The 20810-nt window shown below is 67.2% G+C and carries 16 protein-coding genes and 8 pseudogenes; 15 read left to right on the forward strand and 9 right to left on the reverse strand.

From position 1 onward, the window contains the following. A pseudogene (locus ACWD68_RS39400) lies at nt 1-925 on the reverse strand (Tn3 family transposase); the annotation flags it as partial. Here ACWD68_RS39400 and ACWD68_RS39405 point away from each other — a divergent pair. Next, nucleotides 873-1076, forward strand: coding sequence for a cold-shock protein (locus ACWD68_RS39405; RefSeq protein WP_388881184.1), 204 nt, complete (start codon nt 873-875; stop codon nt 1074-1076). The pseudogene ACWD68_RS39400 and the gene ACWD68_RS39405 overlap by 53 nt on opposite strands. Before the next feature lie 1115 nt (nt 1077-2191). Here the strand turns inward: ACWD68_RS39405 and tnpA are convergent. Beyond that, the gene (gene tnpA, locus ACWD68_RS39410) at nt 2192-2620 is read right to left on the reverse strand and encodes an IS200/IS605 family transposase (protein ID WP_451811279.1); all 429 of its coding nucleotides are present in this window, start codon (nt 2618-2620) and stop codon (nt 2192-2194) included. Between the two features lie 50 nt (nt 2621-2670). Here tnpA and ACWD68_RS39415 point away from each other — a divergent pair. After that, a pseudogene (locus tag ACWD68_RS39415) lies at nt 2671-3675 on the forward strand (RNA-guided endonuclease InsQ/TnpB family protein); the annotation flags it as partial. A 21-nt stretch (nt 3676-3696) separates the two neighbouring features. Here ACWD68_RS39415 and ACWD68_RS39420 read toward each other — a convergent pair. Continuing rightward, on the reverse strand, nt 3697-4923 hold the full coding sequence (locus ACWD68_RS39420) for an IS110 family transposase (RefSeq protein ID WP_451811280.1): 1227 nt from the start codon (nt 4921-4923) through the stop codon (nt 3697-3699). A gap of 585 nt (nt 4924-5508) precedes the next feature. Here ACWD68_RS39420 and ACWD68_RS39425 point away from each other — a divergent pair. The 5 genes and pseudogenes from ACWD68_RS39425 to ACWD68_RS39445 all read left to right on the forward strand — a co-directional run. Beyond that, nucleotides 5509-5718: pseudogene (locus ACWD68_RS39425) on the forward strand (zinc ribbon domain-containing protein); the annotation flags it as partial. 465 nt (nt 5719-6183) lie between these two features. Further along, nucleotides 6184-6387: a cold-shock protein gene (locus ACWD68_RS39430; protein ID WP_340471040.1), complete on the forward strand. Its 204-nt coding sequence runs from the start codon at nt 6184-6186 to the stop codon at nt 6385-6387. Nucleotides 6388-6716: 329 nt separating this feature from the next. Next, nucleotides 6717-8213 carry a DEAD/DEAH box helicase gene (locus ACWD68_RS39435; RefSeq protein ID WP_451811281.1) on the forward strand — a complete coding sequence of 499 codons (1497 nt, stop codon included), beginning with the start codon at nt 6717-6719 and terminating at the stop codon, nt 8211-8213. A 46-nt stretch (nt 8214-8259) separates the two neighbouring features. Further along, entirely contained in the window at nt 8260-8664 is a 405-nt protein-coding gene (locus ACWD68_RS39440) for a CBS domain-containing protein (protein ID WP_451811282.1), read from the forward strand. 51 nt (nt 8665-8715) lie between these two features. Further along, nucleotides 8716-9024 (forward strand): SCO5918 family protein, encoded by a 309-nt coding sequence (locus tag ACWD68_RS39445; RefSeq protein ID WP_451811283.1) that lies wholly within the window; start codon nt 8716-8718, stop codon nt 9022-9024. A gap of 111 nt (nt 9025-9135) precedes the next feature. Here the strand turns inward: ACWD68_RS39445 and ACWD68_RS39450 are convergent, their stop codons facing one another. Beyond that, a complete protein-coding gene (locus ACWD68_RS39450) occupies nt 9136-9495 on the reverse strand; it encodes a hypothetical protein (RefSeq protein WP_451811284.1) in 360 nt (119 codons plus the stop codon). Between the two features lie 39 nt (nt 9496-9534). Between ACWD68_RS39450 and ACWD68_RS39455 the strand changes: the two genes are divergently transcribed. Continuing rightward, entirely contained in the window at nt 9535-9699 is a 165-nt protein-coding gene (locus tag ACWD68_RS39455) for a hypothetical protein (protein WP_451811285.1), read from the forward strand. 445 nt (nt 9700-10144) lie between these two features. Here the strand turns inward: ACWD68_RS39455 and ACWD68_RS39460 are convergent, their stop codons facing one another. Then, nucleotides 10145-10705, reverse strand: coding sequence for a hypothetical protein (locus ACWD68_RS39460; protein ID WP_451811286.1), 561 nt, complete (start codon nt 10703-10705; stop codon nt 10145-10147). A gap of 219 nt (nt 10706-10924) precedes the next feature. On the opposite strand from ACWD68_RS39460, the gene trhA reads away from it, so the two are divergent. Both trhA and ACWD68_RS39470 read left to right on the forward strand, forming a co-directional pair. Then, a complete protein-coding gene (trhA, locus tag ACWD68_RS39465; RefSeq protein WP_451811287.1) occupies nt 10925-11749 on the forward strand; it encodes a PAQR family membrane homeostasis protein TrhA in 825 nt (274 codons plus the stop codon). Nucleotides 11750-13108: 1359 nt separating this feature from the next. Then, nucleotides 13109-13447 carry a MerR family transcriptional regulator gene (locus tag ACWD68_RS39470; RefSeq protein WP_451811288.1) on the forward strand — a complete coding sequence of 113 codons (339 nt, stop codon included), beginning with the start codon at nt 13109-13111 and terminating at the stop codon, nt 13445-13447. Nucleotides 13448-13642: 195 nt separating this feature from the next. Here the strand turns inward: ACWD68_RS39470 and ACWD68_RS39475 are convergent, their stop codons facing one another. Beyond that, nucleotides 13643-13981: a helix-turn-helix domain-containing protein gene (locus ACWD68_RS39475; protein WP_451811289.1), complete on the reverse strand. Its 339-nt coding sequence runs from the start codon at nt 13979-13981 to the stop codon at nt 13643-13645. Between the two features lie 907 nt (nt 13982-14888). Here ACWD68_RS39475 and ACWD68_RS39480 point away from each other — a divergent pair. The 3 genes and pseudogenes from ACWD68_RS39480 to ACWD68_RS39490 all read left to right on the forward strand — a co-directional run bounded on the left by ACWD68_RS39480 (nt 14889) and on the right by ACWD68_RS39490 (nt 15964). Then, a pseudogene (locus ACWD68_RS39480) lies at nt 14889-15276 on the forward strand (ATP-binding protein). Nucleotides 15277-15413: 137 nt separating this feature from the next. After that, on the forward strand, nt 15414-15566 hold the full coding sequence (locus tag ACWD68_RS39485; RefSeq protein ID WP_451811291.1) for a hypothetical protein: 153 nt from the start codon (nt 15414-15416) through the stop codon (nt 15564-15566). Next, nucleotides 15512-15964 carry a hypothetical protein gene (locus ACWD68_RS39490; RefSeq protein WP_451811292.1) on the forward strand — a complete coding sequence of 151 codons (453 nt, stop codon included), beginning with the start codon at nt 15512-15514 and terminating at the stop codon, nt 15962-15964. Before ACWD68_RS39485 ends, ACWD68_RS39490 begins: the two co-directional genes overlap by 55 nt. 371 nt (nt 15965-16335) lie before the next feature. Here ACWD68_RS39490 and ACWD68_RS39495 read toward each other — a convergent pair. Next, nucleotides 16336-17707, reverse strand: a pseudogene (locus ACWD68_RS39495) (IS1380 family transposase); the annotation flags it as partial. A gap of 117 nt (nt 17708-17824) precedes the next feature. Between ACWD68_RS39495 and ACWD68_RS39500 the strand changes: the two are divergent. After that, a pseudogene (locus tag ACWD68_RS39500) lies at nt 17825-18016 on the forward strand (hypothetical protein); the annotation flags it as partial. Between the two features lie 184 nt (nt 18017-18200). Here ACWD68_RS39500 and ACWD68_RS39505 read toward each other — a convergent pair. Further along, nucleotides 18201-18590, reverse strand: a complete 390-nt coding sequence (locus tag ACWD68_RS39505) for a hypothetical protein (RefSeq protein WP_451811290.1) — start codon at nt 18588-18590, stop codon at nt 18201-18203. A 365-nt stretch (nt 18591-18955) separates the two neighbouring features. After that, nucleotides 18956-20324 (reverse strand): annotated as a pseudogene (locus ACWD68_RS39510) (IS1380 family transposase). A 118-nt stretch (nt 20325-20442) separates the two neighbouring features. Here ACWD68_RS39510 and ACWD68_RS39515 point away from each other — a divergent pair. Further along, nucleotides 20443-20810, forward strand: a pseudogene (locus ACWD68_RS39515) (RNA-guided endonuclease InsQ/TnpB family protein); the annotation flags it as partial.

Below are 20810 nucleotides of genomic sequence, written 5' to 3' on the forward strand. Positions count from 1 at the left end.
CCCTGGAGGCGAAATCCCGCTTCCTGCCCTGCTCCGCAGGAATCCGATTCCTCCCCGGCCCGAAGGCCGAGGCATCCTCGGAGGAACCCGGTGACGATCTGGTCGTACTGCTGGCGGATCAGCTCCCAGTCGATCGTCTTGCTGGACAGCACCGGCGCCAGGTGCGGCCAGGTCTCGTCCTCGCCGACGGCTGGCCGGTACAGCCGGGCCGAGCCCACGTTCTTCAACCGGGGCAGCAGGTTGAAGCTGAGCATGTGCGCGAACGCGAACCCGACGATGGACGCGCCGTGGGTGTCGGTGTACTGCCGGTCCACCACCATCTCGGTGCAGTGCCGCAGCACGCCCTCGATCATCGCGGCGACCTCGGAGGCCGAGCAGTTCTTGAGCTGGGAGTAGATGCACACCGACCTCCGCTCGACGTGCCAGTAGAGATCACCCCCGGTCCCCGGTACCGCTGGTGCCACTCCGTCATGAAGTTGGAGGACCAGGAGCCGAACTTCTTACTGTCCGAGGCGCACGAGGTGCCCTCGCCCCACCAGTCGGCGTCCCGGGCGGCGAAGGTGGCGTTCACCAGCTTCACCAGCGCTGACAGCAGATGCTTCGCCCCCCGTGCGGGGGTTCGGGATGAGGTGAGTGTGCTCGCCAGCGTCGGCGGCCGCCGTACGGCCGGTCCCGGCATGTGGCGTGATCGTTTCCTCTGGTGACAGGGTGTGTGGGCGTGTAGCGTCTGCGTCAGCTGTCGTGGTTCGGAGTTCCCCTTTGCCCACGCTTTTGGTGTGGGCTTTTTGCTGTGCTGTGCCGCAGGGACCAGGGCGATCACCTCCGTCTTCCGCATGGTGTGGGAGGCGTTCATCGACTGGAAGGCATGAGATATGGCTACGGGAACTGTGAAGTGGTTCAACGCGGAGAAGGGCTTCGGGTTCATTGCCCAGGACGGGGGCGGTCCGGACGTCTTCGCGCACTATTCCGCGATCAACTCCTCGGGCTTTCGTGAGCTGCAGGAGGGCCAGATCGTGACGTTCGACATCACCCAGGGCCAGAAGGGCCCGCAGGCCGAGAACATCAACCCGGCCTGACCTTCCCCCTCTCCTGCCCGCGGGCGCCGCGGTCGGTGCGCACGGCTGCCTCATACAGCAGCACCGCCCGACCCGAAACAATGGGCGCCTGGGCTGGGCGGGGGCGTCGGTGGGTCTGGGTTGCATGGATCAGGGCCGCGCAGTTGCTGCGCGGCCCTGATCCATGTCCGAGACCGGCGTGCCGCGCGGATGAGGTTGGCGCAGGGAAGCGTGCCCCGCCTCAACAGCAGCAGATCGTGCGAAGGGCCAGTGCCCATGAACCTTCCGGCAGGAGTTCATCGACGCGCACGGCGGGGTGCCTCCGGTTGAGCTGACTGGGCTGTGCGGTCAGCGGAGCGGTCCCCTGCCAGGTGGAGTTGGCGCAGAGTGCTGTCTGTGTCGTGCCGGAAGTGTTCGGGCGAGGCCAGGCGTTGCCACAGCGGGTCGGGGCGGCCGGGGACGGTGGCGTTGCGGGCGGTCCATTCCCTGGCGAGCTGTGTGTACAGGGGTGTGCCCTGGTCCGAAGTTTCTGCGCGGGTCTGGCCACGGGCGTGAGCGGGGTGGGAGGGCCTACGGCGCGCTTGTTCCGGAACTTGGGCCTCGGCTCTGCGTTCGCCGCTGCCTGCCTGTGCGACGTGGCTGGAGTTCATCCAATGATCATCTGTCACGTTCGTCAAAACGATTCGTCCGCCCTCGGGGACACCGTCTGCCGGTTGGGGCGTTCTGCCTTGGTCAGGGCACTGCGGCGGCGGTGGTCCGCTTCCTGCAAGGCAACCGCTGTGGGCCTCCGCGGCTTCGGGGGCTGGCCTGCGCGGGCTGCGGAGGTCGGCTGCCCGCAGTCTATTGAGGGCGCCGGGGTTGCTGCTTTCTGCGTACTCGATCAGATGCAGGAGGGCTGCGAGTTCGCCTGGCGGAGGTAGAGGTGAGTCATGGGGGCGGAGGCACGATAGAGCAGTGCCTGACGCAGCGGTTTTCGTAGGCGCGTCTGTGCGATTGGTTCTCTGCTCCGATGAAAGGCCGCGCCGGAGCCATCCCTTGTTCTTCGCGGGGAATCCCGGCGTTCAGGCCGGGCGGGAATGCGATCCTCGGTCTGGAGGCGCGAAGCGCCGGAGATCACTGCGCTTGTGTGGTGACGGTCATGCCGGGCGCTTCTGGTTCTCGATGTAGTCCTTGACGATGTTCAGCGGTGCGCCGCCGCAGGACCCCGCGAAGTAGGACGGGGACCAGAACACCGATCCGGTCTGGATCCGGTTGATCCGGCCGGTGTACTCCGCGCGCAGGTAGCGGGAGCTGACGCCTTTGAGGCTGTTGACCAGCTTGGACAGGGCGATCTTTGGCGGGTAGTGCACGAGCAGGTGGACGTGATCGCCTTCGCCGTTGAACTCCCGGAGTTCCGTGCCGAAGCTCTCGCACACATCGCGCATGATCTCCTCGCAGCGCGTCAGCATCTCGCCGTTGAAGATTTCCCGCCGGTACTTCGTGACGAACACCAAGTGTGCGTGGAGGTTGAAAACGACATGATTTCCTCGTCGGACATCGGGATCTGGTTCCCACCGCGGTGACATACGCCAAACATAGTAGGATCAAGCGGGCTCGACCGGAGGGGGTGGGCTGGATGATCCGTGCGTACACGTTCCTCCTGCGGCCCACCGTCCGTCAGGCACAGGCGCTCGCCGAGATGCTGCGCGACCACTGCTCTCTCTACAACGGGGCCTTGCAGGAACGCCGTGACGCCTGGCGGCACGTCTCGAAGAGCACCGTCCGGTACGGGATGCAGTCCGCGCAGCTCAAGGAGATCCGGGCGTTCGATCCTGAGCGCCAGGGCCGCTGGTCGTTCTCCTCGCAGCAGGCGACGTTGCGCCGTCTGGACAGGGCGTTCGCCGCGTTCTTCCGGCGGGTCAAGTCCGGTGACGCCCCGGGCTACCCGCGTTTTCGCGGGGTGAACCGGTTCGACACGGTGGACTTCCCCAAGGACGGGGACGGCTGCCGGTGGGACTCCACCCCGCACGACCCCCTCACCCGCGTCCGCCTCCAGGGCGTCGGGCATGTGAAGGTCAACCAGCACCGTGTCGTGGCCGGCAGGGTCAAGACGGTGTCTGTGAAGCGTGAAGGCCGTAAGTGGTTCGTGGTGCTCACTGCCGAACAGGATCAGTCGGAGCCGCTGCCATCGACCGGCAGCGTGGTCGGGATCGACCTGGGCATTGCGAACTTCCTCGCCGACTCGGGCGGCGCCTTCGTGCCCAACCCGCGCCACGGACGCCGTGCGGCCGGCAAGCTCCAGGCCGCGCAGCAGGCTCTGTCCCGCTTCCCGCGCTGCAGGGCCAAGGACCGCACCGCCAACCACCGGCGCGCGGTGGAGAGGGTCGCCCAGCTCCACCGCAAGGTCCGCCGCCAACGGCTGGACCACGCACACAAGACCGCGCTCGACCTGGTCCGCGCACACGATGTCATCGCGCACGAAGACCTCAGGATCCGCAACATGAGCAGGGCCCCCGCAGCCAGGCCCAAACCCGACCAGGCAGGCGCGTTCCTGCCCAACGGGGCCGCCGCCAAGGCCGGGCTCAACAAGTCGATCAACGATGCCGGATGGGGGGTGTTCCTGACGATCCTGCACGCCAAGACACCTCACGGAGCTAAGTCGTCAAGCAGCTTCGAGAAGTTGTGTGGGGAAGGCGAGGTTCTCGTCGAACAGGATGTGCTTCTGGAGGCAGTGGTAGAGCTGGCCGATCATCTTGTTGAAGAGGTTTCTCTGAGCGGCGGCGTGCCAGTCCCCGGCCTCGCGGCGGCGGTCGTAGTGGGCCTTTGCGCCCGGTGAGTGGGTCAGTGAGGCGAAGGCCCACAGGTAGCCGGCGTGGTTGAGCCGGTCGTTCTTCACCCAGCGTCTGGTGATGCTGGACTTCTTGCCGGACGCCCTGGTGATGGGGGACGCACCGGCGTAGGCCTTCATACCGCGGGCAGTGGCGAAGCGGGCATGGTCGTCCCCGATCTCAGCGAGGATCCGGGCGCCGAGCTGGGTGCCGAGCCCGGGGAGGCTCAGGATGATCTCGGCGTCCGGATGCTGAGGGAAAACCTCTTCAACCGCCTCGGCGAGCTGGTCGGCGGCCGTGCAGGCGGCTTCGAGCTGCCGCAGCAGAGCGAGCATCTGCTTGCCGAGCGCGTCCTCGACCAGTGGCGGCTGGTGCGCGTATTCGGCCCGCAGGACCTCGCGGATGCGCTCGGCGTCGGCATCGATCCGGCGCTGGCGGCCGGCGCGCTTGAGCGCCGAGCGCAGTTGCGCAAGCGACAGCCGGGCCGCCCGCGAGGGCGTGGGGGCGAGCTCCAGCAGGACGCGGGTCTCGGGGCGGCAGAGACCGTTCTGCCAGTGCAGGTAGGCGTCGAGGGCGGCGGGGAAGTACTCGCGCAGGAGCGAGCGGAGCTGGTTGGCGAGCTGCTGCCGGTTCCAAACGGCGTCCTGCTGGGCGCGGGCGAGGACGGCGATGGCGCGGGCGAGATCGCTGTCCCGGGGCAACGGCCGGTGGGCGTGCATATCGGTGCGGAGGATGTTCGCCAGGACGAGGGCGTCGCCAGGGTCGGACTTCTTCCGTGTGACCGCGTGGCGGTCGCGGTAGCGTGCGGCGGCCATCGGGTTGATGGCGTAGACCTGGCGCTTCCCGGTCCGCAGGACCGCGACGAGCAGACCGCGGGAGGTCTCGATGGCGACCGGGATCGGGGTGTCCTTGGTGTCGCCGTGCTCGGCGAGCAGATCCAGCAGGATCTTGTAGCCGGTCGCGTCGTCTGTGATGTGGCGCTTGGCCAGGAGCGTGCCGTCGTCGTCGACCAGGGCGACGTCGTGCGTCTTCTCGGCCCAGTCGATGCCGCAGTAGATCAACTTTCCCTCCTCGAAGTGCGGGTGTTTGCACTGGTCACGAGCGCATGCGGGGCCACGCAGCGACCTAATTCCAGGCCTCGATCAAGGAACGGGCCGACACCTCACAAGCCGTTCGTGGCACCAGCTCACCGCACGGGCCCCGGTCTGTTCCCAGAGCTCAGACGGCTCGGGGAATGCAAGAGATCACCGTGCGACGGGCTCGCACCACGAACTCCAACGAGTGATCAAGCAAACGGTGTTGACGCCGCTGGTCGCCGTGAAGGCGCCGAACGCCGCCGATCTTGGCGGAGACATCATGGCCGGGCTGAAAGAAGGCGTGCGTCCGGAGCCCACACAACCGCCAGCAGCGTCAGTGCTGGGTGGGTGGCGGCCACGAGAGCACCGAATGGCGCCGCTCTCTGGGAAGGCATCTTGGCCGTGACGTTGAGAGGTATCCACCGGCACTCACGAGACCACCACCCGCCAGCTGGGTTGCGCAGCCGTGCTCGTCGCAGACCTGCGGCCCGGCGGAGGGCAGGCGTCACAACCCGTTCGAACCACCTCACCGACCGGCGAGGGCCGGTGAGCTCGTTACACGGGAATTAGGCTGAAAGCGCCGGACGGGAAGTGATCGCCGTCAACCCCCGCAACACCTCCCGCACCTGCCCCCACTGCGGGCACACCGCCAAGGAGAACCGGCCCACACAGGAGAAGTTCCACTGCATCGCCTGCGGACATAGTGCGCACGCCGACACAGTGGGAGCCACCAACGTTCTACGGGCCGGGCTGGCCCGTCGCGACGCCGACCTGGCGTAACGAGAAGCCCCCGGCTTCAGCCGGGGGAGGAGTCACGTCCTCGGTATGTCCCTTCTGACCAGCGAGGTGCCACGGTCACCCGTGCGCCGGCAGCGGTGAGGGGACATCGGTGGCGGTGTGGTTGCTGACCGTGTTGCGGTCGACAGCCCCGGTCCCCTTTTCCGGAACGCTGCACTGGAAGTACGCCAATATCTGTGCTCGTCGGCTGAGAGTTTTCCGGACCGTGTGGTGAGAATTTTTACCGCAATGAGCGGAGTGGAATTACTCAACCGACGCGGGCCGTTGCGGCGTGCTACTGTCCACTCAGTTGCAGTTGTGGTTCCCGAAACTTCAAGTACTCCCACCCGGCTCCTGCCGGGGAGAGCGCTTTTTTATTTCCGGTCATTTTCCGGCGGGGTAATCATCGCGGCGACACGGTGTCCGCACAGTGCGGACACCGGTGTACTGCCCCAAAGGAGATATGACATGGCTGCTGGTACCGTGAAGTGGTTTAACGCGGAAAAGGGTTTCGGCTTCATCGAGCAGGACGGTGGCGGCGCTGACGTGTTCGCCCACTTCTCGAACATCGCCGCCCAGGGCTTCCGCGAGCTGCTCGAAGGCCAGAAGGTGACCTTCGACATCGCGCAGGGCCAGAAGGGCCCGACGGCCGAGAACATCGTTCCGGCCTGACGCACACTTGCAGCTGGGGCCCGCATCCCTCGGGGTGCGGGCCCCAGCTACACGCATTTTCCCGCAGTGGTTTCACCTGCGAGACGACTCGGACAAATCCGCAGCGTCACGCGGCTCCTCCTTCAGGATGCAGGAGCATCCTGAAGAGCTGAGCCGCATTTCGGCGCCCGGGACTTCACGTCCCCGCTGCGTCACCTATTTCAGCATTTACGCCCGCCGCGGATTCCCGTCGGCCGGTTTTGCTTTGACATCGGTCCATACCTGTAATTCCGTGCTGCTCATCGCCTGCGGGAATTCCTTGATATGTGCCGCATCGAGGAAGGTTCCGCATGAACCGCACACGCACGAACGACCGCTCGCCCCGCACCCGCAACGGCAGTGCCGATGCCGGAAGGGGCGGCAGCCGCTTCGGCTCGCCTGCACCGCGCCGTTCCGGCGGCCCTGCCCGTTCCGGCGGTCACGGCCGCCGGCCCGCCGCCGTGCAGGGTGAGTTCGCGCTCCCCACGACGATCACCCCCGCGCTTCCTGCCGTCGAGCGCTTCGCCGATCTCGACATGCCTGAGCAGCTGCTGGCCGAACTCGGCAGGCAGGGCGTGACCGTGCCGTTCCCGATCCAGGGCGCGACGCTGCCGAACTCCCTGGCGGGCCGTGACGTCCTGGGCCGCGGCCGCACCGGTTCCGGCAAGACCCTCGCCTTCGGCCTCGCTCTGCTCGCCCGCACCGCCGGACAGCGTGCTGAGCCCCGCCAGCCGCTGGGACTGATCCTCGTACCGACGCGTGAGCTGGCGCAGCAGGTGACCGACGCGCTCACGCCGTACGCCCGATCCGTCAGGCTGCGGCTGGCCACGGTGGTGGGCGGGATGTCGATCGGCAAGCAGGCCGGCGCGCTGCGAGGCGGGGCCGAGATCGTCGTCGCGACCCCGGGCCGGCTCAAGGACCTCATCGACCGTGGCGACTGCCGGCTGAACCAGGTGGGCATCACCGTCCTGGACGAGGCCGACCAGATGGCCGACATGGGATTCATGCCGCAGGTCACCGCGCTGCTCGACCAGGTGCGTCCGGAGGGACAGCGGATGCTGTTCTCCGCCACCTTGGACCGCAACGTCGACCTGCTGGTGCGCCGCTATCTGACCGACCCCGTCGTGCATTCGGTCGACCCCTCGGCCGGTGCGGTCACCACGATGGAGCACCACGTCCTGCACGTCCACGGCGCCGACAAGCACGCCGCCACGACAGAGATCGCCGCCCGCGACGGCCGCGTGATCATGTTCCTGGACACCAAGCATGCCGTCGACCGGCTGACCCAGGACCTCCTCGACAGCGGGGTACGGGCCGCCGCGCTGCACGGCGGCAAGTCGCAGCCGCAGCGCACCCGCACACTGGCGCAGTTCAAGACGGGGCACGTCAGCGTGCTGGTCGCGACCAACGTCGCGGCGCGCGGCATCCACGTCGACAACCTCGACCTTGTCGTGAACGTCGACCCGCCGACCGACCACAAGGACTACCTCCACCGCGGCGGCCGGACTGCCCGCGCCGGCGAGTCCGGCAGCGTCGTCACCCTGGTCACACCGAGCCAGCGCCGCGGCATGGTCCGCCTCATGTCGGACGCCGGGATCCGGCCGCAGACCACCCAGATCCGCTCCGGCGACGAGGCCCTGCACCGGATCACCGGCGCCCAGGCCCCGTCCGGCATCCCGGTCGTCATCACCGCACCGGTGGCCGAACGCCCCAAGCGCAGCACCTCCTCCTCCCGAGGCCGGCGCCGCCCCTCCTCGACGAGTCGGCGCGCGCCTGTGCGTCAGACCGTCTTCGATGCGGCGGCCTAGAACTTTCGTGATCAGGAAGCTGGCCCATCTCTGCAGGAGGCACCTTGTGACGCTGGTTCAGATGCAGCCCCGCCCGGCGAGCGCCGACCCCGCGCACACGACGGTGGCCGAGGTCATGGACACGGCCGGACCGCAGGTCTGTGACGACATGAGCGTCGAGGTGGCGCTGTCCGTCATGGCCGCCGCCGGCACGGGCCGGCTGGTCGTCTGCGACCAGGACGGCCAGTGCACCGGCCTGGTCACCCACGCCGAACTCACCGCGATCCGCGACAGTTCCGCCTACACGGACCGTTTCCGGCTGCGCGACCTCCTCGGCGACCACGGGTCGTTCGCCTCACCCGTGACCACGATGGCCGACGCCGAAGCTGCGATGCGCGCCCGTCGGCTGGGTGCCCTGCCGGTGGTCGACGAGCAAGGCAGCGCTCTGGGCGTCCTCGCCCTCTCCCGCTGAACCGCCCACCCCGGCCGGACCGTTCTCCCCTACTTCTCCCTGTGAGGTCACATGCGTTGCGTCATCGCCCGCTTCCCCTTCGAACTCACCAAGGCCGGCGTGCTGGACTCGATGAAGGGCATCAAGCCCGAGCCGGGCTCCGGCGAATCCGTGATCATCGGCCGCCGCCACTACCCCGTCAAGCAAGTCGGCCAGGTCATCACTCGCCAGGACCGCCGCGACTTCAGCGCCGCCGAAGTCCTGCGCGCCATGGCGCAGCTCGGTTTCACCTGCCGCGCCCTCCCCAAGGCCGCACCCGTACGCGCCCTGAGTTCGCTGCAGCACGCTTCCGCAATGCTCGGCACTCCCGTGTCCGTCTGACCGACCGCGGGAAACAGAGGCAGGCCGGCACCTGGACGGCACTGTGGGCCCGGCCGGCACGCGCCGGCCGGGCCCACACCGCTTGCCACGGGTTTTTTCCGCGGTGGTTGCTCAGTGGTCGGAGTAGCTGAAGTCGCCCATGGTCCAGGCACTGACGTCGTCGATCGCTACGCGGTACATCCCGCCCGTCTCGGGGATTCCGACTGTGCCCTGCAGGATGCGGGCGACGTGGAAGTGCAGATGCGTGGGAGGTCCGTCCTTCTCCGCGGGGGTGTTGAAGACGGCGGAGAACTCGCCCAGGCGGGCGGAGTCCGTCAGCACGTCCGACACCCTCTGGCTCCACACCGCTTCGGGGGCCAGTCGGCCGGTGATGACGGCACCACCGGTGACCACGGTCAGGGACATCTGGTTGCTCTGCCCGGACTCCACCAGGGTGGCGACGTCAACGAGCAGCTCGTCAGGCTTGGACATGGGGAAGATTATATTGACTGGCCACCCGGCCCTTGACGCGTGGTGACAGCAGGCACGGAGGCTGCCGACCGTCTGTCGAGGAAGCCCGTCAACGACCGCGAGGGCCACCCCGTCGTCTGCACTCGCGACCTGCCGATGATGCTCGCCCCGGTCGGCCTGAACGACTTCCGGCAGCGTAGGAAGTCCTTTTCCACCTCGACCTGACGCACCGGGAGGTCGAGGCCTGGTCGGCCCAGATGACGGTGCTGCGGGCAGCTCGCGCTGTCAGCAATGCACACGGCTACGGAGGGTTCCGTCATGTGTTGAATCCTCCCCCAGCTGAAGCAGGGGGATTCCTGGCTCACACTGCCTGCGGGTCAGCGACCCAACAGGTCTTCCGCGATCAACACCAGCCGGGTTGAAACCAGCCCGGTTTGATACAGCAAAGCGTGGAGGTGCATGTGCTGTCTTGGCTCTCGATCAGCACGGTGTGCGCGCTTGGTTCTCGCACCGCACGGCGTGCACCTTACCCAATCAGGGGGATGGTGTTTCGCCCTGGAGGCGAAATCCCGTTTCCTGCCCTGCTCCGCAGGAGGCCGATTCCTCCCCGGCCTGAAGGCCGAGGCATCCTCGGAGGAACCCGGTGAACGCATTCCAGAGAACAACTCTTTCAGACGCTCATCCAGGCATCGAGGAAGGCTTTGCGCCCCACGGGATCGTCTGACCTGCGGTCTGCGTGCAGGACGCGCCAGGCGGTGAGTTCGAGATCTCGGAGCCACAGTTCGCCGATGACCTCTGTCTTGAGGTCGGGGAAGTCGTCGGATTCGACGAGGGCCTGTCCGATCACCTCGCTTGCTGCGACGCGCTGGGGCGGGGTCATCTGGTCGACGGCGGAGAGGATCTGCCGGGCCAGGGCGGTTCCCTCTCCGGCCAACGAGCGCAACACCAGGGCCTTGATGTTGGCGGGCAGTAGATAGGCGGTGCCCGATGACCTCCACAGCTCCGACCAGAAGCGCTCTCCCGCCTTGGTGGGGGCAGGCAGTGCGGCCAGCAGCCCGAGGAGATGGCCGGTGGCGGCATAGCCGTCAGAGTGAGCTGCGGCGACGACCGCGATGCCGGCGACGCGCTCCACATTGAGACGGCCCGCTTCAATATGCGGAGCCAGACCCAACTGGTGTTCCAGCTGGTTCGTGAGGGGGGTGGATACGTGGGGACGGACCTCAGGAAGCATCGACGATCCTTGCGCGTAGGCGGGCCCAATGCCCGGTCGGAAGCCCTGATTGTTCCCATGACGGGCCGGTCTATTCGGCTCCGGCAGACCCAATTGACGCCAGGATCAACGAGGTCGCAGTACCAACCGTTGTGGAAAACCAGGCTGGCGACGGTGAGCGCGGGGTTCGCGAGCCACCTCTCGGAATGCTGTCCGAGTGTCGTCTTCTAGCATGCCTCCATGATCACCGGTGACGCCCACGAGGGAGGACGAGGAGCCGTGTCCCGCGACGCTGCTGAAGCCGAATGCATTCACGTCGTCTCACACCGGCGGGAGGGTCGTGAAGACGAGCTGCCCGTCGGATCACATGACGACGAAGCCACAGAGGACGCTCATTCGGTTGCCGCGCTGGTGGAGCGGGCGGCCGACCTGGTCGAACCGATCAAGCCGAAGCTGCGTGGCTGGCTCCACGCAGGAATGGTCCCCGCGTCACTGATCGCAGGCATCGTGCTCATCTGCCTGGCCCGCACCCCACAGGCAGCCGTGGCCTGCGCCGTGTATTCGGTCACCGCCTGGATGCTGTTCGCAACGAGCGCCGTCTACCACCGTGGCACCTGGGGGCCGCTCGGCGAGGCTCTCCTGCGACGTCTCGACCACGCCAACATCTTCCTCATCATCGCCGGTACCTGCACGCCCCTGGCGGTGCTCCTCCTTCCGCCGGACCAGCGATCCGTGCTGCTGTGGATTGTGTGGGTAGGCGCACTGGCGGGTATCGCGTTCCGGGTCTTTTGGGTCGGAGCTCCGCGCTGGCTGTACACCCCGTGCTACCTGGCCCTGGGATGGGCGCCGGTGCGCTACCTGCCCGACTTCCTGCACACCGGGGGAGTGGCCGTACTCAGCCTGATCGTGGCGGGCGGGCTCCTCTACAGCGCGGGCGCGGTCGTCTACGCACTCAAGCGCCCCGACCCCTCACCCCGCTGGTTCGGCTTCCACGAGGTGTTCCACGCCCTGACCGTGGCAGCCTTCACCGCGCACTACATCGCCATCTCTTTGGCCACCTACTGACCGCACAGGCCACGGAGCGGGCGGCCAGCCACGGAGCTTCCTGGCCGTCCCGGCCCGTCCGATGGGTCGTCTGCCACTTCCTCGCGGCCGGCTTCGGTGAGCGGGCATACGGCTGGGAACGCGCCCCGCAGCCTGAAACACCGCCCCCACACGACAGCCCAGTGTCGCGGTGACGGAATGGCCGTCCGGGCCAGACGACGCGTGTCCTTGGTCCTTGCCGACCACGGGCCGCCTGCTGGTGAAGCGACGGTCACTCTACTGCGCCCCGTCGGCTCTGATCCACGACACCGGTACGCAGCCTCTGCGCCCGAAACACCCCGGCTCTTCCCCGCCTCATCCGAGGCGGGATTTATGGAACCCTCGCAGGCCGCAGCCGTCGTGGGCTGCGAGGGCGGCCCGGTTCGGGAGGGGTGGAGTCGGAGCCGGGCCGCCACGCCCCAACGTGCCCCTGAAGAACAGGGTGAGGCCAGGCGAACGAGGCGGGTGAGCGGAAAGTCCCGGGCGGCCATCTTGATGCCAACAGGGCCACCATTCCCCCCACCGGCGTCGCCTCCACCGATCTCCCTACCGGCAGTCCCGAAGCTCGCGTACCCGGAAACCTCTTCACCGGCCGCGCGAAAATCTGTGCTGGGCGGAGTAGACATTGGCTGATCGTCTGGCTATGGTTTCTCTCGTTGCAGAGATCAGCAGGGACCGGCAGACACGGACTGCCGGGCAGCGGTACAGGTAGTTGCAGTTGGTAGGGCGGTGCGGTGGTGGAGTTTCGAAGCCAGGGTTGTTGCAGGTCGGCGACGGGACTGGCTGCCGGACCGGGTGGCCCGCAGTGATCAGGGGCCGCCGTGAGCAGGACCGCAGTTGAAGTTGCAGTACCGGTCAGTGCAGTTCGTAGGACCCAGCAGTGAAGTTGGTTTGTGGTACCTCGGTGAAGGCGTCGGCTGCGGGCGCGCGTGCCGGGAGGTTCGGCAGTGGGGTTCTAAGCCAGAGCAGACGCAGGATGGGCGACGGGGCTGGCTGCCGAAGAGTGGCGCTGGGAGAGGCCAGTGAGCAGTTCGCATCACCGGTAGTTCGCAGTAGAGCAGTACGAGCAGTTGATTGATCCCAGAGGGAATGAACGGAGGAGCGAGGCGCCATCAGGATCGCCCGGGTGGAATGACGAGCCCGGGTACCGCAGGACATCGTGAGTGAGGTGGTCTCCGGTCGAGCAACCGCGATCCCCGCGTCTTCCGGCAGCATTCGGGTCGGATGTGCGGACACAGTAGGCCGGTGCAGTATCAGGGCCGGCAGATGGTGTAGCAGTTCCTTCGGGGCCCTGGCGCGCACAGCGCCAGGGCCCCTCCATGCGTTTCGCAGAGAGGTGCAATGACAGCAGACGACTCGTTCGTCCGGCTCGACGATGACGACTATCCCGCCTACACCATGGGGCGGGCTGCCGAGATGCTCGGTACCACGCAGGGTTTCCTCCGCGCGATCGGCGAAGCCCGTCTGATCACCCCGCTGCGCTCGGCGGGCGGACATCGTCGCTACTCCCGCTACCAACTGCGCATCGCCGCCCGCGCCCGGGAGCTCGTTGACCGGGGTACGCCGATCGAGGCTGCCTGCCGGATCGTCATCCTCGAGGACCAGCTCGAGGAAGCGCAGCGGATCAATGCCGAATACCGGCGCGCGGCCGGATCGGCTGGTCCGACGGCCGCGGCCTGAAATGGCTTGGACCGGCAGCTTTTGCGGTGGTGCGGAGTCAGCGGATCTGCGCGATGCCGTCGGCGGTGAGGGTGGTGACGTGTCCGTTGGCGGTCTGGAGGTCGGTGATGCTTCCTCCTCCCGCCGGAGCGCTCCAGCGGCGGGTGCCGTTACTGTAACTACCAACTACCTAGATCAGATGCCCTCTAAGTCCGCTCAGGCCGCGGCCGTCGGGTTCGGAGGTCCGGCAGCGGCATGGTGTTCGGCGTTGATGCGCTGGGCCTCTTCGAGCTGGTCTTCGAGGATGACGATCCGGCAGGCCGCCTCGATGGGGGTGCCCTGGTCGACGAGTTCGCGGGCGCGGGCCGCGATGCGCAGCTGGTAGCGGGAGTAGCGGCGGTGGCCGCCGTCGGAGCGCAGCGGGGTGATCAGGCGGTGCTCGCCGATCGCGCGGAGGAAGTTTTGGGTGGTGCCGAGCATCTCGGCGGCCCGTCCCATGGTGTAGGCGGGGTAGTCGTCGTCATCGAGACGGCCGAACGAATCATCTGCTGTCATCGCACCTCTTTCGTGGAACGCGTGGAGGGGCCCGGGAGCATGTGGCTCCCGGGCCCCGAAGGAACTGCTACACCATCTGCCGGCCCTGGTACTGCGCCGGCCTTCTGTTTCCGCCGACCCGACCTGAACTGCGTCGGGAGTGCGGGGATCGCGGTTGCTCGACCGGAGACCACCTCACTATCGATGTCCTGCGGTACCCGGACTCGCGTGGCGTCCGGGCGATCCTGATGATGCTTGGCTCCTCCGTTCTTCCCTCTGGTGATCAATTGCTTACCAAGCGGGGGACTGCGTACTGCTCATACTGCGAACTGCGGGTACTTCCTTTACTGCGAACCGCTTGTACTGCTGTGGCCTGACCGAGCGCCACTTCCGGCAGCCAGCCCTGTCGCCCATCCTGCGTCTGCTCTGGCTTAGAACCCCACTGCCGAACCTCCCGGTGCGCGCGCCCGCAGCCGACGCCTTCACCGAGGTACTGCTCACTCCACTTCACTGCGGGTACTGCATGCACCTACTTGTACTGCCACTGCGGCACTGCTCACGGCAGCCCCTGATCACTGCGGGCCACCCGGTCCGGTCGTCAGCCCCGTCGCCGCCCTGCAACAACCCTGGCTTCGGAACTCCACCACCGCACCGTCCTGCGCACTGCAACTACAGGTACTGCTGCCCGGCAGTTCGTCTCTGCCAGGCCCTGCGGTCTCTCTGGGGTACGAGAGAAACCATAACCACACCACCGTCCAATGTCTACTTCGGCCAGCACAGGTTTTCACGGGTCCGGTAGAGGAGGTAATCGATCCCGGACAGGAGCGGCGCGCAGTGGGATACGTCGGGTTAACCCCCGTAGGGCGGGGCAAAAGCACTGAGCACGCAGGGCCGGGCACGGACGATCCAGAGACCCAGGGTGAACCTGATGGACACGATGAGCGCCGACGTCACCGGCCGGCCCGCAGCCTCCCCCGCTGACGCGCGCCATCGCGCCAGGCTCTTCCTCGACAGCCTCGCCCGTCCTCTCACCCCCGAGGCTGCGGAATCCGTGGTTCTGGTCGTATCAGAGCTCGTCACCAACGCCCTGCGCCACGGCGGCGGCCTCTACACCCTGGCCCTGACCCCGCACCCGGACAGCATCGAGGTGGCCGTGCGGGGACCCCAGCCCGCACGGCCCGCGGATGCGCACCCCGGACCTGAACGGTGGTAGCGGAGGCTTCGGCTGGCCCATGGTGAACCGCCTCGCGCGGGCCACCGCCGTGACCCGCCAGGAAGCCGGCGGGAAGACCGTGAGCGCCCTTCTGCCCCGATAGCGGGCCGGGGCGCCGTCACCCGAAGGCAGTTGGGACGTCCGGAAAAGGAATTGCAGGGAACCTCCACTCCCTGCCTTGTCGACCTCGCCCAGGGACTCAGAGCCCAGCGCATTACGGCTGGCCTCACGTACGCAGAAATGGCGGGAAACGCAGCAGTCTCCGCTGCCACTCTTAAGCGTGCGGCTTCGGGCACCTCTGTGCCGCACGTCGAAACCGTCCGGCAGTTCTACTCCGCATGTCGTCCTCGCCTTCCAAGGAACAGCAGGTTCCTATCTGGAAGGCCACACTGAAGGCCTGGCAGCTAGCCAGGATGGAGGAACGGGGCACCCTCGGCACCAGAGGAGTTCGCATCGCACTCATCGCGGATGCCCGTGACCTGAGTCTCGCCCTTGAGATGTTCTGGGAAAGAAAAGGCGCCCTTCCTTTTCGCGCTATCAGGAACTATTCTGGCGCCGGAATCCTGGTTCGTCTCACCTCTCTCGAAAGGATTCTCAAGAGAGAAGCTCTTCCGCAGAGCAAGGCGCAGTTGCTGGCCATTGTTCGCGGCTGTTTCGCCACGCCGATGGAGAAGCAGTGGGACGCTGCATGGCAGAAAGTATTTGGCCCGCGACGTCCTTTCAAGGGTCCCGATCACGACCGGGCCAGGACTGTCCGACCGGTTACCTCTTCCTTGGCCGACCGCCCCTAGCTGCGCCCGCTGTCCGGCTGCAGAAGAAGAAAGCGGCGCGCGGCGGCGCGCGCTGGCCGGGGGAGCGTTGTCGGTGAGTCCTCGTACCCTCCTTTCGAGACATAGGAATTCTGAACCGGAGGCCTGATGGTCAGGGATTCACGCCTTGTGCAGACAGCAGTGCTCGACAACGTCGACTCCGAGGATCCAGTCGAACTGCCCATGGACGTGCCCGGCCTAGCCTCGATCTTTCGTGACGGTCCGGCGGACCGTTTTGGTTTGTTGGGGTCGTGGTGGGCAGGCGGGTGGCCCGGCTGTCGCGTCGGGTGGGCGTCGGGTTCCACGGTCCCGGTGGGTTGGTGCTGCTCGCAGGGGCGGGAGTTGGCTGGGCAGCCGGGGTTGGGGAGGGCTGCGAGCCGTCGGATCGCGGTGGTGATGAGGTCGGTCCAGGGCCAGTGGTGGGCGAATCTCAGATGCCGGCGGCGGGCGGTCGTGACGATCTGAGCGGCGGCGGAGAAGAGGCGGAGCCGCAGCCGGCGGGGCTCCCATGTGCGGGCGTCGCCGGTCAGGGCGAGCATGGGCATCCAGGCGAGCAGGTCCAGGGCGAGCTGGACGATCTCCAGCCAGATCTGGTTCTGCGCCGTCTTGTGCAGGGGCAGGTTGCGCAGGCCGGTGGCACGGGCGGCGCGGATGCGGTCTTCGGCGCGTGCCCGCTGGCGGTGCCGTAGTTCCAGTGCGGCAATGGGGCTGTTGGCGGTGTTCGTGGCGAACGCGGTGAGCCGCAGGCCGTCGGCATCGGTGAACCGCAACTGGGCGCCGGGGTGCGGGCGTTCTTTGCGGACGATCAGCCGCATTCCTGGCGGCCAGCCCTTAAGTGTGTCGCCGTCGAGTTCGGCGACCCATGCTCCGTGTCGGATTTCGCCGTCGGGTTCGACGGCTGGTGTCCAGGCGGTGGGCGGGACGGTGAGGACGGCCTGGTGGATGTGGCCGGTGATGGTCATGCCGACCGAGTACGACAGCCACCTGCCGCGCTGGGCGAGCCAGGCGGTGAACTCGTGGGTGCCGCCGGCGGAATCGGTGCGGATCAGTGTCCGGCGTCCGCGCCGGTACTTTTTCGGGAGCTGGGCCAAGGCGAGCCGGGCGGTGGTGATGTGGTCGGCGGCGGTGTTGGAGCCTGCGTTTCCGGGCCGCAGGAGCGCGGCCACGGGTTCCCCGGTCCCGCCATTCCCGTGGTCGACGAACGCCGTCAGGGGGTGGTGTCCGAAGGATTTCTTCCAGGTCGCGGTGGCGTCCTGCTTCTCGGAGTGGGCCAGTACGAGCACCCCGTCGATGTCCACGATCACCTGTCCGTCGGCGTCGGGAGCCGATGGACCGGCCAGTTTCCAGACGTGTTCGCGGGCTTGGGCCCGTGCGGTCCGGATCGCGTCCAGTGCTTTCGGCCCGGCAGCGGCGAGGGCATCGATGAGACGGGAGACGGTGGGATCTGAGGCGACCGCACCGAACACGGCCGGTTCGGCCCGTAGCATTCCCGCGTCCGCCAGACAGTCCCCACCGAGCGCGACCGCGAGGGCCACATCCAGCAGGATCTTCCCCGGATCATGCACCGCCCGCGGCTTGCGCCACGGTGTCAGCGCCGTCGATATCGCCTGATCCAGAACGGACTTGCGGACCGTCTCCACCAGCAGGACACCTCCCGCTTGCGAGACCACCGTGCGGCCCGCCCCCGACGCGAACACGAGGATACGAACCGATAGGCTTCTTCACCTGGGAAGTGCCTCCGACGGTGGCAGGAACAAGGGCCTCACAATCCTTATTCTTGCTGGTCAGAGGCACTTTTCGTTTGCCTGACCACCCGTCGGACACCAGGCTTCACGAAAGCGCGCCTGCGCCGTGTGCGGCGCGTACCGGAACTGGCTCATCCTGTCCACGCGCGGTCAGATCTGGCTGCGCTACCGGGCCGGCCACCAACAACATGAGACACGCCTCGACACCACCTGGTACAACCGGAACACCGGCCCCGCAGGACCGAGATTCGCCACGTTCGACGAGTGCCTTCGCGACCTCGAACCCTGACACCAATAACAACGCCCCAGCCGTGCTGGAGGTGCCTTGGCGTCACGGCTCTGCCCCGCGGGGGCGAGAGCCGTGCTTCCTTCGGGCTGTGAGTGTCGGCTGAGCCGGAATGCAAGGGCCCCCTCCTCGCATGGCGAGGAGGGGGCCCAGCTCAACAGCAGCCCTCACCGATCCAGCGGCGAAGTCACTTGAATACGGTGCGCCTTACGGAGTCGTACTCCATCTCGTCGTAAGCGGTGGCATGGATCTGGGACATGCGATCTACGCCTGTGGCTGCCTTGAGTGCTTGTGCTGCAGATGCGGCTTTCATCTTGAGCGCGATGCTGGCATCGTCGGGCATCCAGGTGATGAACACGGCCTTGGTCTTCTCGGGGTCGCCTCCGTCCGACAGGGTGTAGGTCGCATAGCGGGGGCTGTCGGCGGGAAGGGACGCGACGAACGTCTTGTAGTCGGCGTCGTTCGAGGTCGATTCGACAACGATCTCGTCCCCGTCGACCTTGTAGACGGCGTACCTGAACTCCCCGTCAGACACCTTCTGCGCAGCTTGGTTGCATTCTGGTCTGGCAGCGATCATGAACCTGCTCCTTCTCACAGCGGTGTGGCCGCGTTGCCGCACCAGACCCGCGCTACCCACTGACGGCATGACGAAGGCGGGAATACACCCGAAAGGGCTAATTGCAGGCAGGCTTGGACCAGAGAATGACGCCCATTTTCCGCTCGTGGACCGTGTTGCCGAGCCCGTTGCGCTGGGCGCCGGCGTGAGGGTCCGTTAGCCTCGAAGTTCGTTTCGTGACGGTCCATCGTCGGAGTCGGTGGACCGTTTTCGTGCCGTGGGGTTGAGGCTGTGCAGGCTGAGGGCCCGAGTGTCGTCTCGGGTGGGCACCGGGTTCCCACTGATCCGGGTGGTGCGGTGCTGTCGTATGGGCGGGGATTCGCTGGTCAGCCGGGGTTCGGCAGGAGTGCAAGTCGTTCGGTGGCCGCGGTGATGTGGCTGGTCCAGGGCCAGTGGCGGGCCAGGCGGAGAATCCGCCGACGGCCGGTGGTCACGAGCTGTCCGGCTGTGGTGAACAGGCGGAGCCGTAGTCGGCGGGTTCCCAGAGCCTGGCCTTGCTGGTCAGTGCGAGCATCGGCATCCAGGCCAGCAGGTCGAGCGCGAGCTGGACGATCTCCAGCCAGATCCGGTTCTGGGCGGTGCGGTGCAGAGGGAGATTCCGTAGGCCGGTGGTCCGGGCGGCCCGGATGCGGTCCTCGGCCCGGGCCCGCAGGCGATGACGGAGCTCGAGCTCGGCGATCGGCCGCCCCGAGGTGTTGGTGGCGAAACACGTCAGCCGCATGCCGTCCGCATCCGTGAGCCGCAACTGCGCCCCAGGATGCGGTCGTTCCTTGCGGACGATCAACCGCATCCCTTCGGGCCAGCCGGTCAGGACGTCGCCGGTGAGTTCGGCGACCCAGGCGCCGTCGCGGATCTCGCCGCTGGTTTCGACGGCCGGCGTCCAGGCCGATGCCGGAACCTTCAGTACATGCTGGTGGACCTGCTCGGTGACTGTCATGCCGACCGAGTAGGACAGCCACCGCCCCCTTTGGGCGAGCCAGGCGACGAAGTCGTGGGCGCCGCCCGCGGAGTCGGTGCGGATCAGGGTCCGGCGCCCGCGCCGGTACTGCTTCGGCAGCTGGGCCAGAACCAGTTGGGTGGCGGTGATGTGGTCGGCAGCTGTGTTCGAGCCTGCGTTGCCCGGTCTGAGCAGGGCCGCGACCGGTTCACCGGTGCCGCCCGGTCCGTGATCGACGAACCCCATCAGCGGGTGATGCCCGTAGGTCCTCTTCCAGGTCGGGGCCGCGTCCTCCTTGTCCGAGTGCGCGATCACCAGCACCCCGTCCAGATCTACGGTCACCGTCCCGCCTGCATCTGGCGCTTCCCCGCCGGCCAACCGCCAGACTCGCTCACGCGCCTCGGCCCGCGCGGAACGGATGGCCCGCAGGGCCTTCTTCCCGGAGGCGGCGAGGCTGTCGATGAGGCGAGAGACCGTCGGGTCGGAGGCCACCGGCCCGAACACCGCCGGCTCGCCCCGCAGCACCCCGACATCCGCGAGGCAGTCCCCGCCCAGCGCGACCGCCAGAGCCACGTCCAGCAGGATCTTGCCCGGATCGTGCACCGCCCGAGCCTTCCGCCACGGCGTCAGCGCCGCTGATATCGCGGTGTCCAAGCCGGCCTTGCGGACTGTCTCGACACACCCCCGGCCTGCGAGACCACCGCCCTGCCACCACCCTCGACGCGGACACGCGGGTAGGACCCGATACTCTTCTTCACCTGAGAAGTGCCTCCGGCTTGAGTAGGAACAAGGACCTCGACAATCCTCATTCTTGCTGGTCAGAGGCACTTCTCGCTTACTTGACCACCCGTCGGACGACCCGCTTCATGAAAGCGCGAGGCTAGAGCTGTTCCGGAACGGGCGTGGCTCGGCGAGGTCTCGTCGGTGATCCTCCAGCAGTCCCTTCGCGACCTGGACACCGCGTACCGGAACTTCTTCGACGGCCTGGGGGGCAAGCGGCCCACGATGGGGGCGCCCCGGTTCAAGTCCCGCAAGGACAACCGGCAGGCCGTACGGTTCACCGCGAACGCCGGGTGGAAGATCACGCCCGGCGGGAAGCTCCGCCTTCCGAAGATCGGTGACGTGCGGGTGAAGTGGTCCCGTTCCCTGCCTTCCGTCCCGTCCACGGTGACCGTCATCAAAGACGCCGCCGGAAGGTACTTCGCGTCCTTCGTAGTCGAGACCGAACCGTCCGAAGTCCTGCC

The organism is Streptomyces sp. NPDC005141 (genome assembly GCF_053599975.1).

Excerpts from the sequence above, each read along its gene's own strand:
- ACWD68_RS39470 (WP_451811288.1), top strand. The coding sequence starts at position 13,109 with ATGACAGCAGACGACTCGTTCGTCCGGCTCGACGATGACGACTATCCC.
- ACWD68_RS39435 (WP_451811281.1), top strand. The coding sequence starts at position 6,717 with ATGAACCGCACACGCACGAACGACCGCTCGCCCCGCACCCGCAACGGC.
- ACWD68_RS39475 (WP_451811289.1), bottom strand. The coding sequence starts at position 13,981 with ATGACAGCAGATGATTCGTTCGGCCGTCTCGATGACGACGACTACCCC.
- ACWD68_RS39450 (WP_451811284.1), bottom strand. The coding sequence starts at position 9,495 with ATGTCCAAGCCTGACGAGCTGCTCGTTGACGTCGCCACCCTGGTGGAG.
- ACWD68_RS39505 (WP_451811290.1), bottom strand. The coding sequence starts at position 18,590 with ATGATCGCTGCCAGACCAGAATGCAACCAAGCTGCGCAGAAGGTGTCT.
- ACWD68_RS39485 (WP_451811291.1), top strand. The coding sequence starts at position 15,414 with ATGGCGGGAAACGCAGCAGTCTCCGCTGCCACTCTTAAGCGTGCGGCT.
- ACWD68_RS39460 (WP_451811286.1), bottom strand. The coding sequence starts at position 10,705 with ATGCTTCCTGAGGTCCGTCCCCACGTATCCACCCCCCTCACGAACCAG.
- trhA (WP_451811287.1), top strand. The coding sequence starts at position 10,925 with ATGATCACCGGTGACGCCCACGAGGGAGGACGAGGAGCCGTGTCCCGC.
- ACWD68_RS39405 (WP_388881184.1), top strand. The coding sequence starts at position 873 with ATGGCTACGGGAACTGTGAAGTGGTTCAACGCGGAGAAGGGCTTCGGG.
- ACWD68_RS39490 (WP_451811292.1), top strand. The coding sequence starts at position 15,512 with ATGTCGTCCTCGCCTTCCAAGGAACAGCAGGTTCCTATCTGGAAGGCC.
- ACWD68_RS39430 (WP_340471040.1), top strand. The coding sequence starts at position 6,184 with ATGGCTGCTGGTACCGTGAAGTGGTTTAACGCGGAAAAGGGTTTCGGC.
- tnpA (WP_451811279.1), bottom strand. The coding sequence starts at position 2,620 with ATGTCACCGCGGTGGGAACCAGATCCCGATGTCCGACGAGGAAATCAT.
- ACWD68_RS39445 (WP_451811283.1), top strand. The coding sequence starts at position 8,716 with ATGCGTTGCGTCATCGCCCGCTTCCCCTTCGAACTCACCAAGGCCGGC.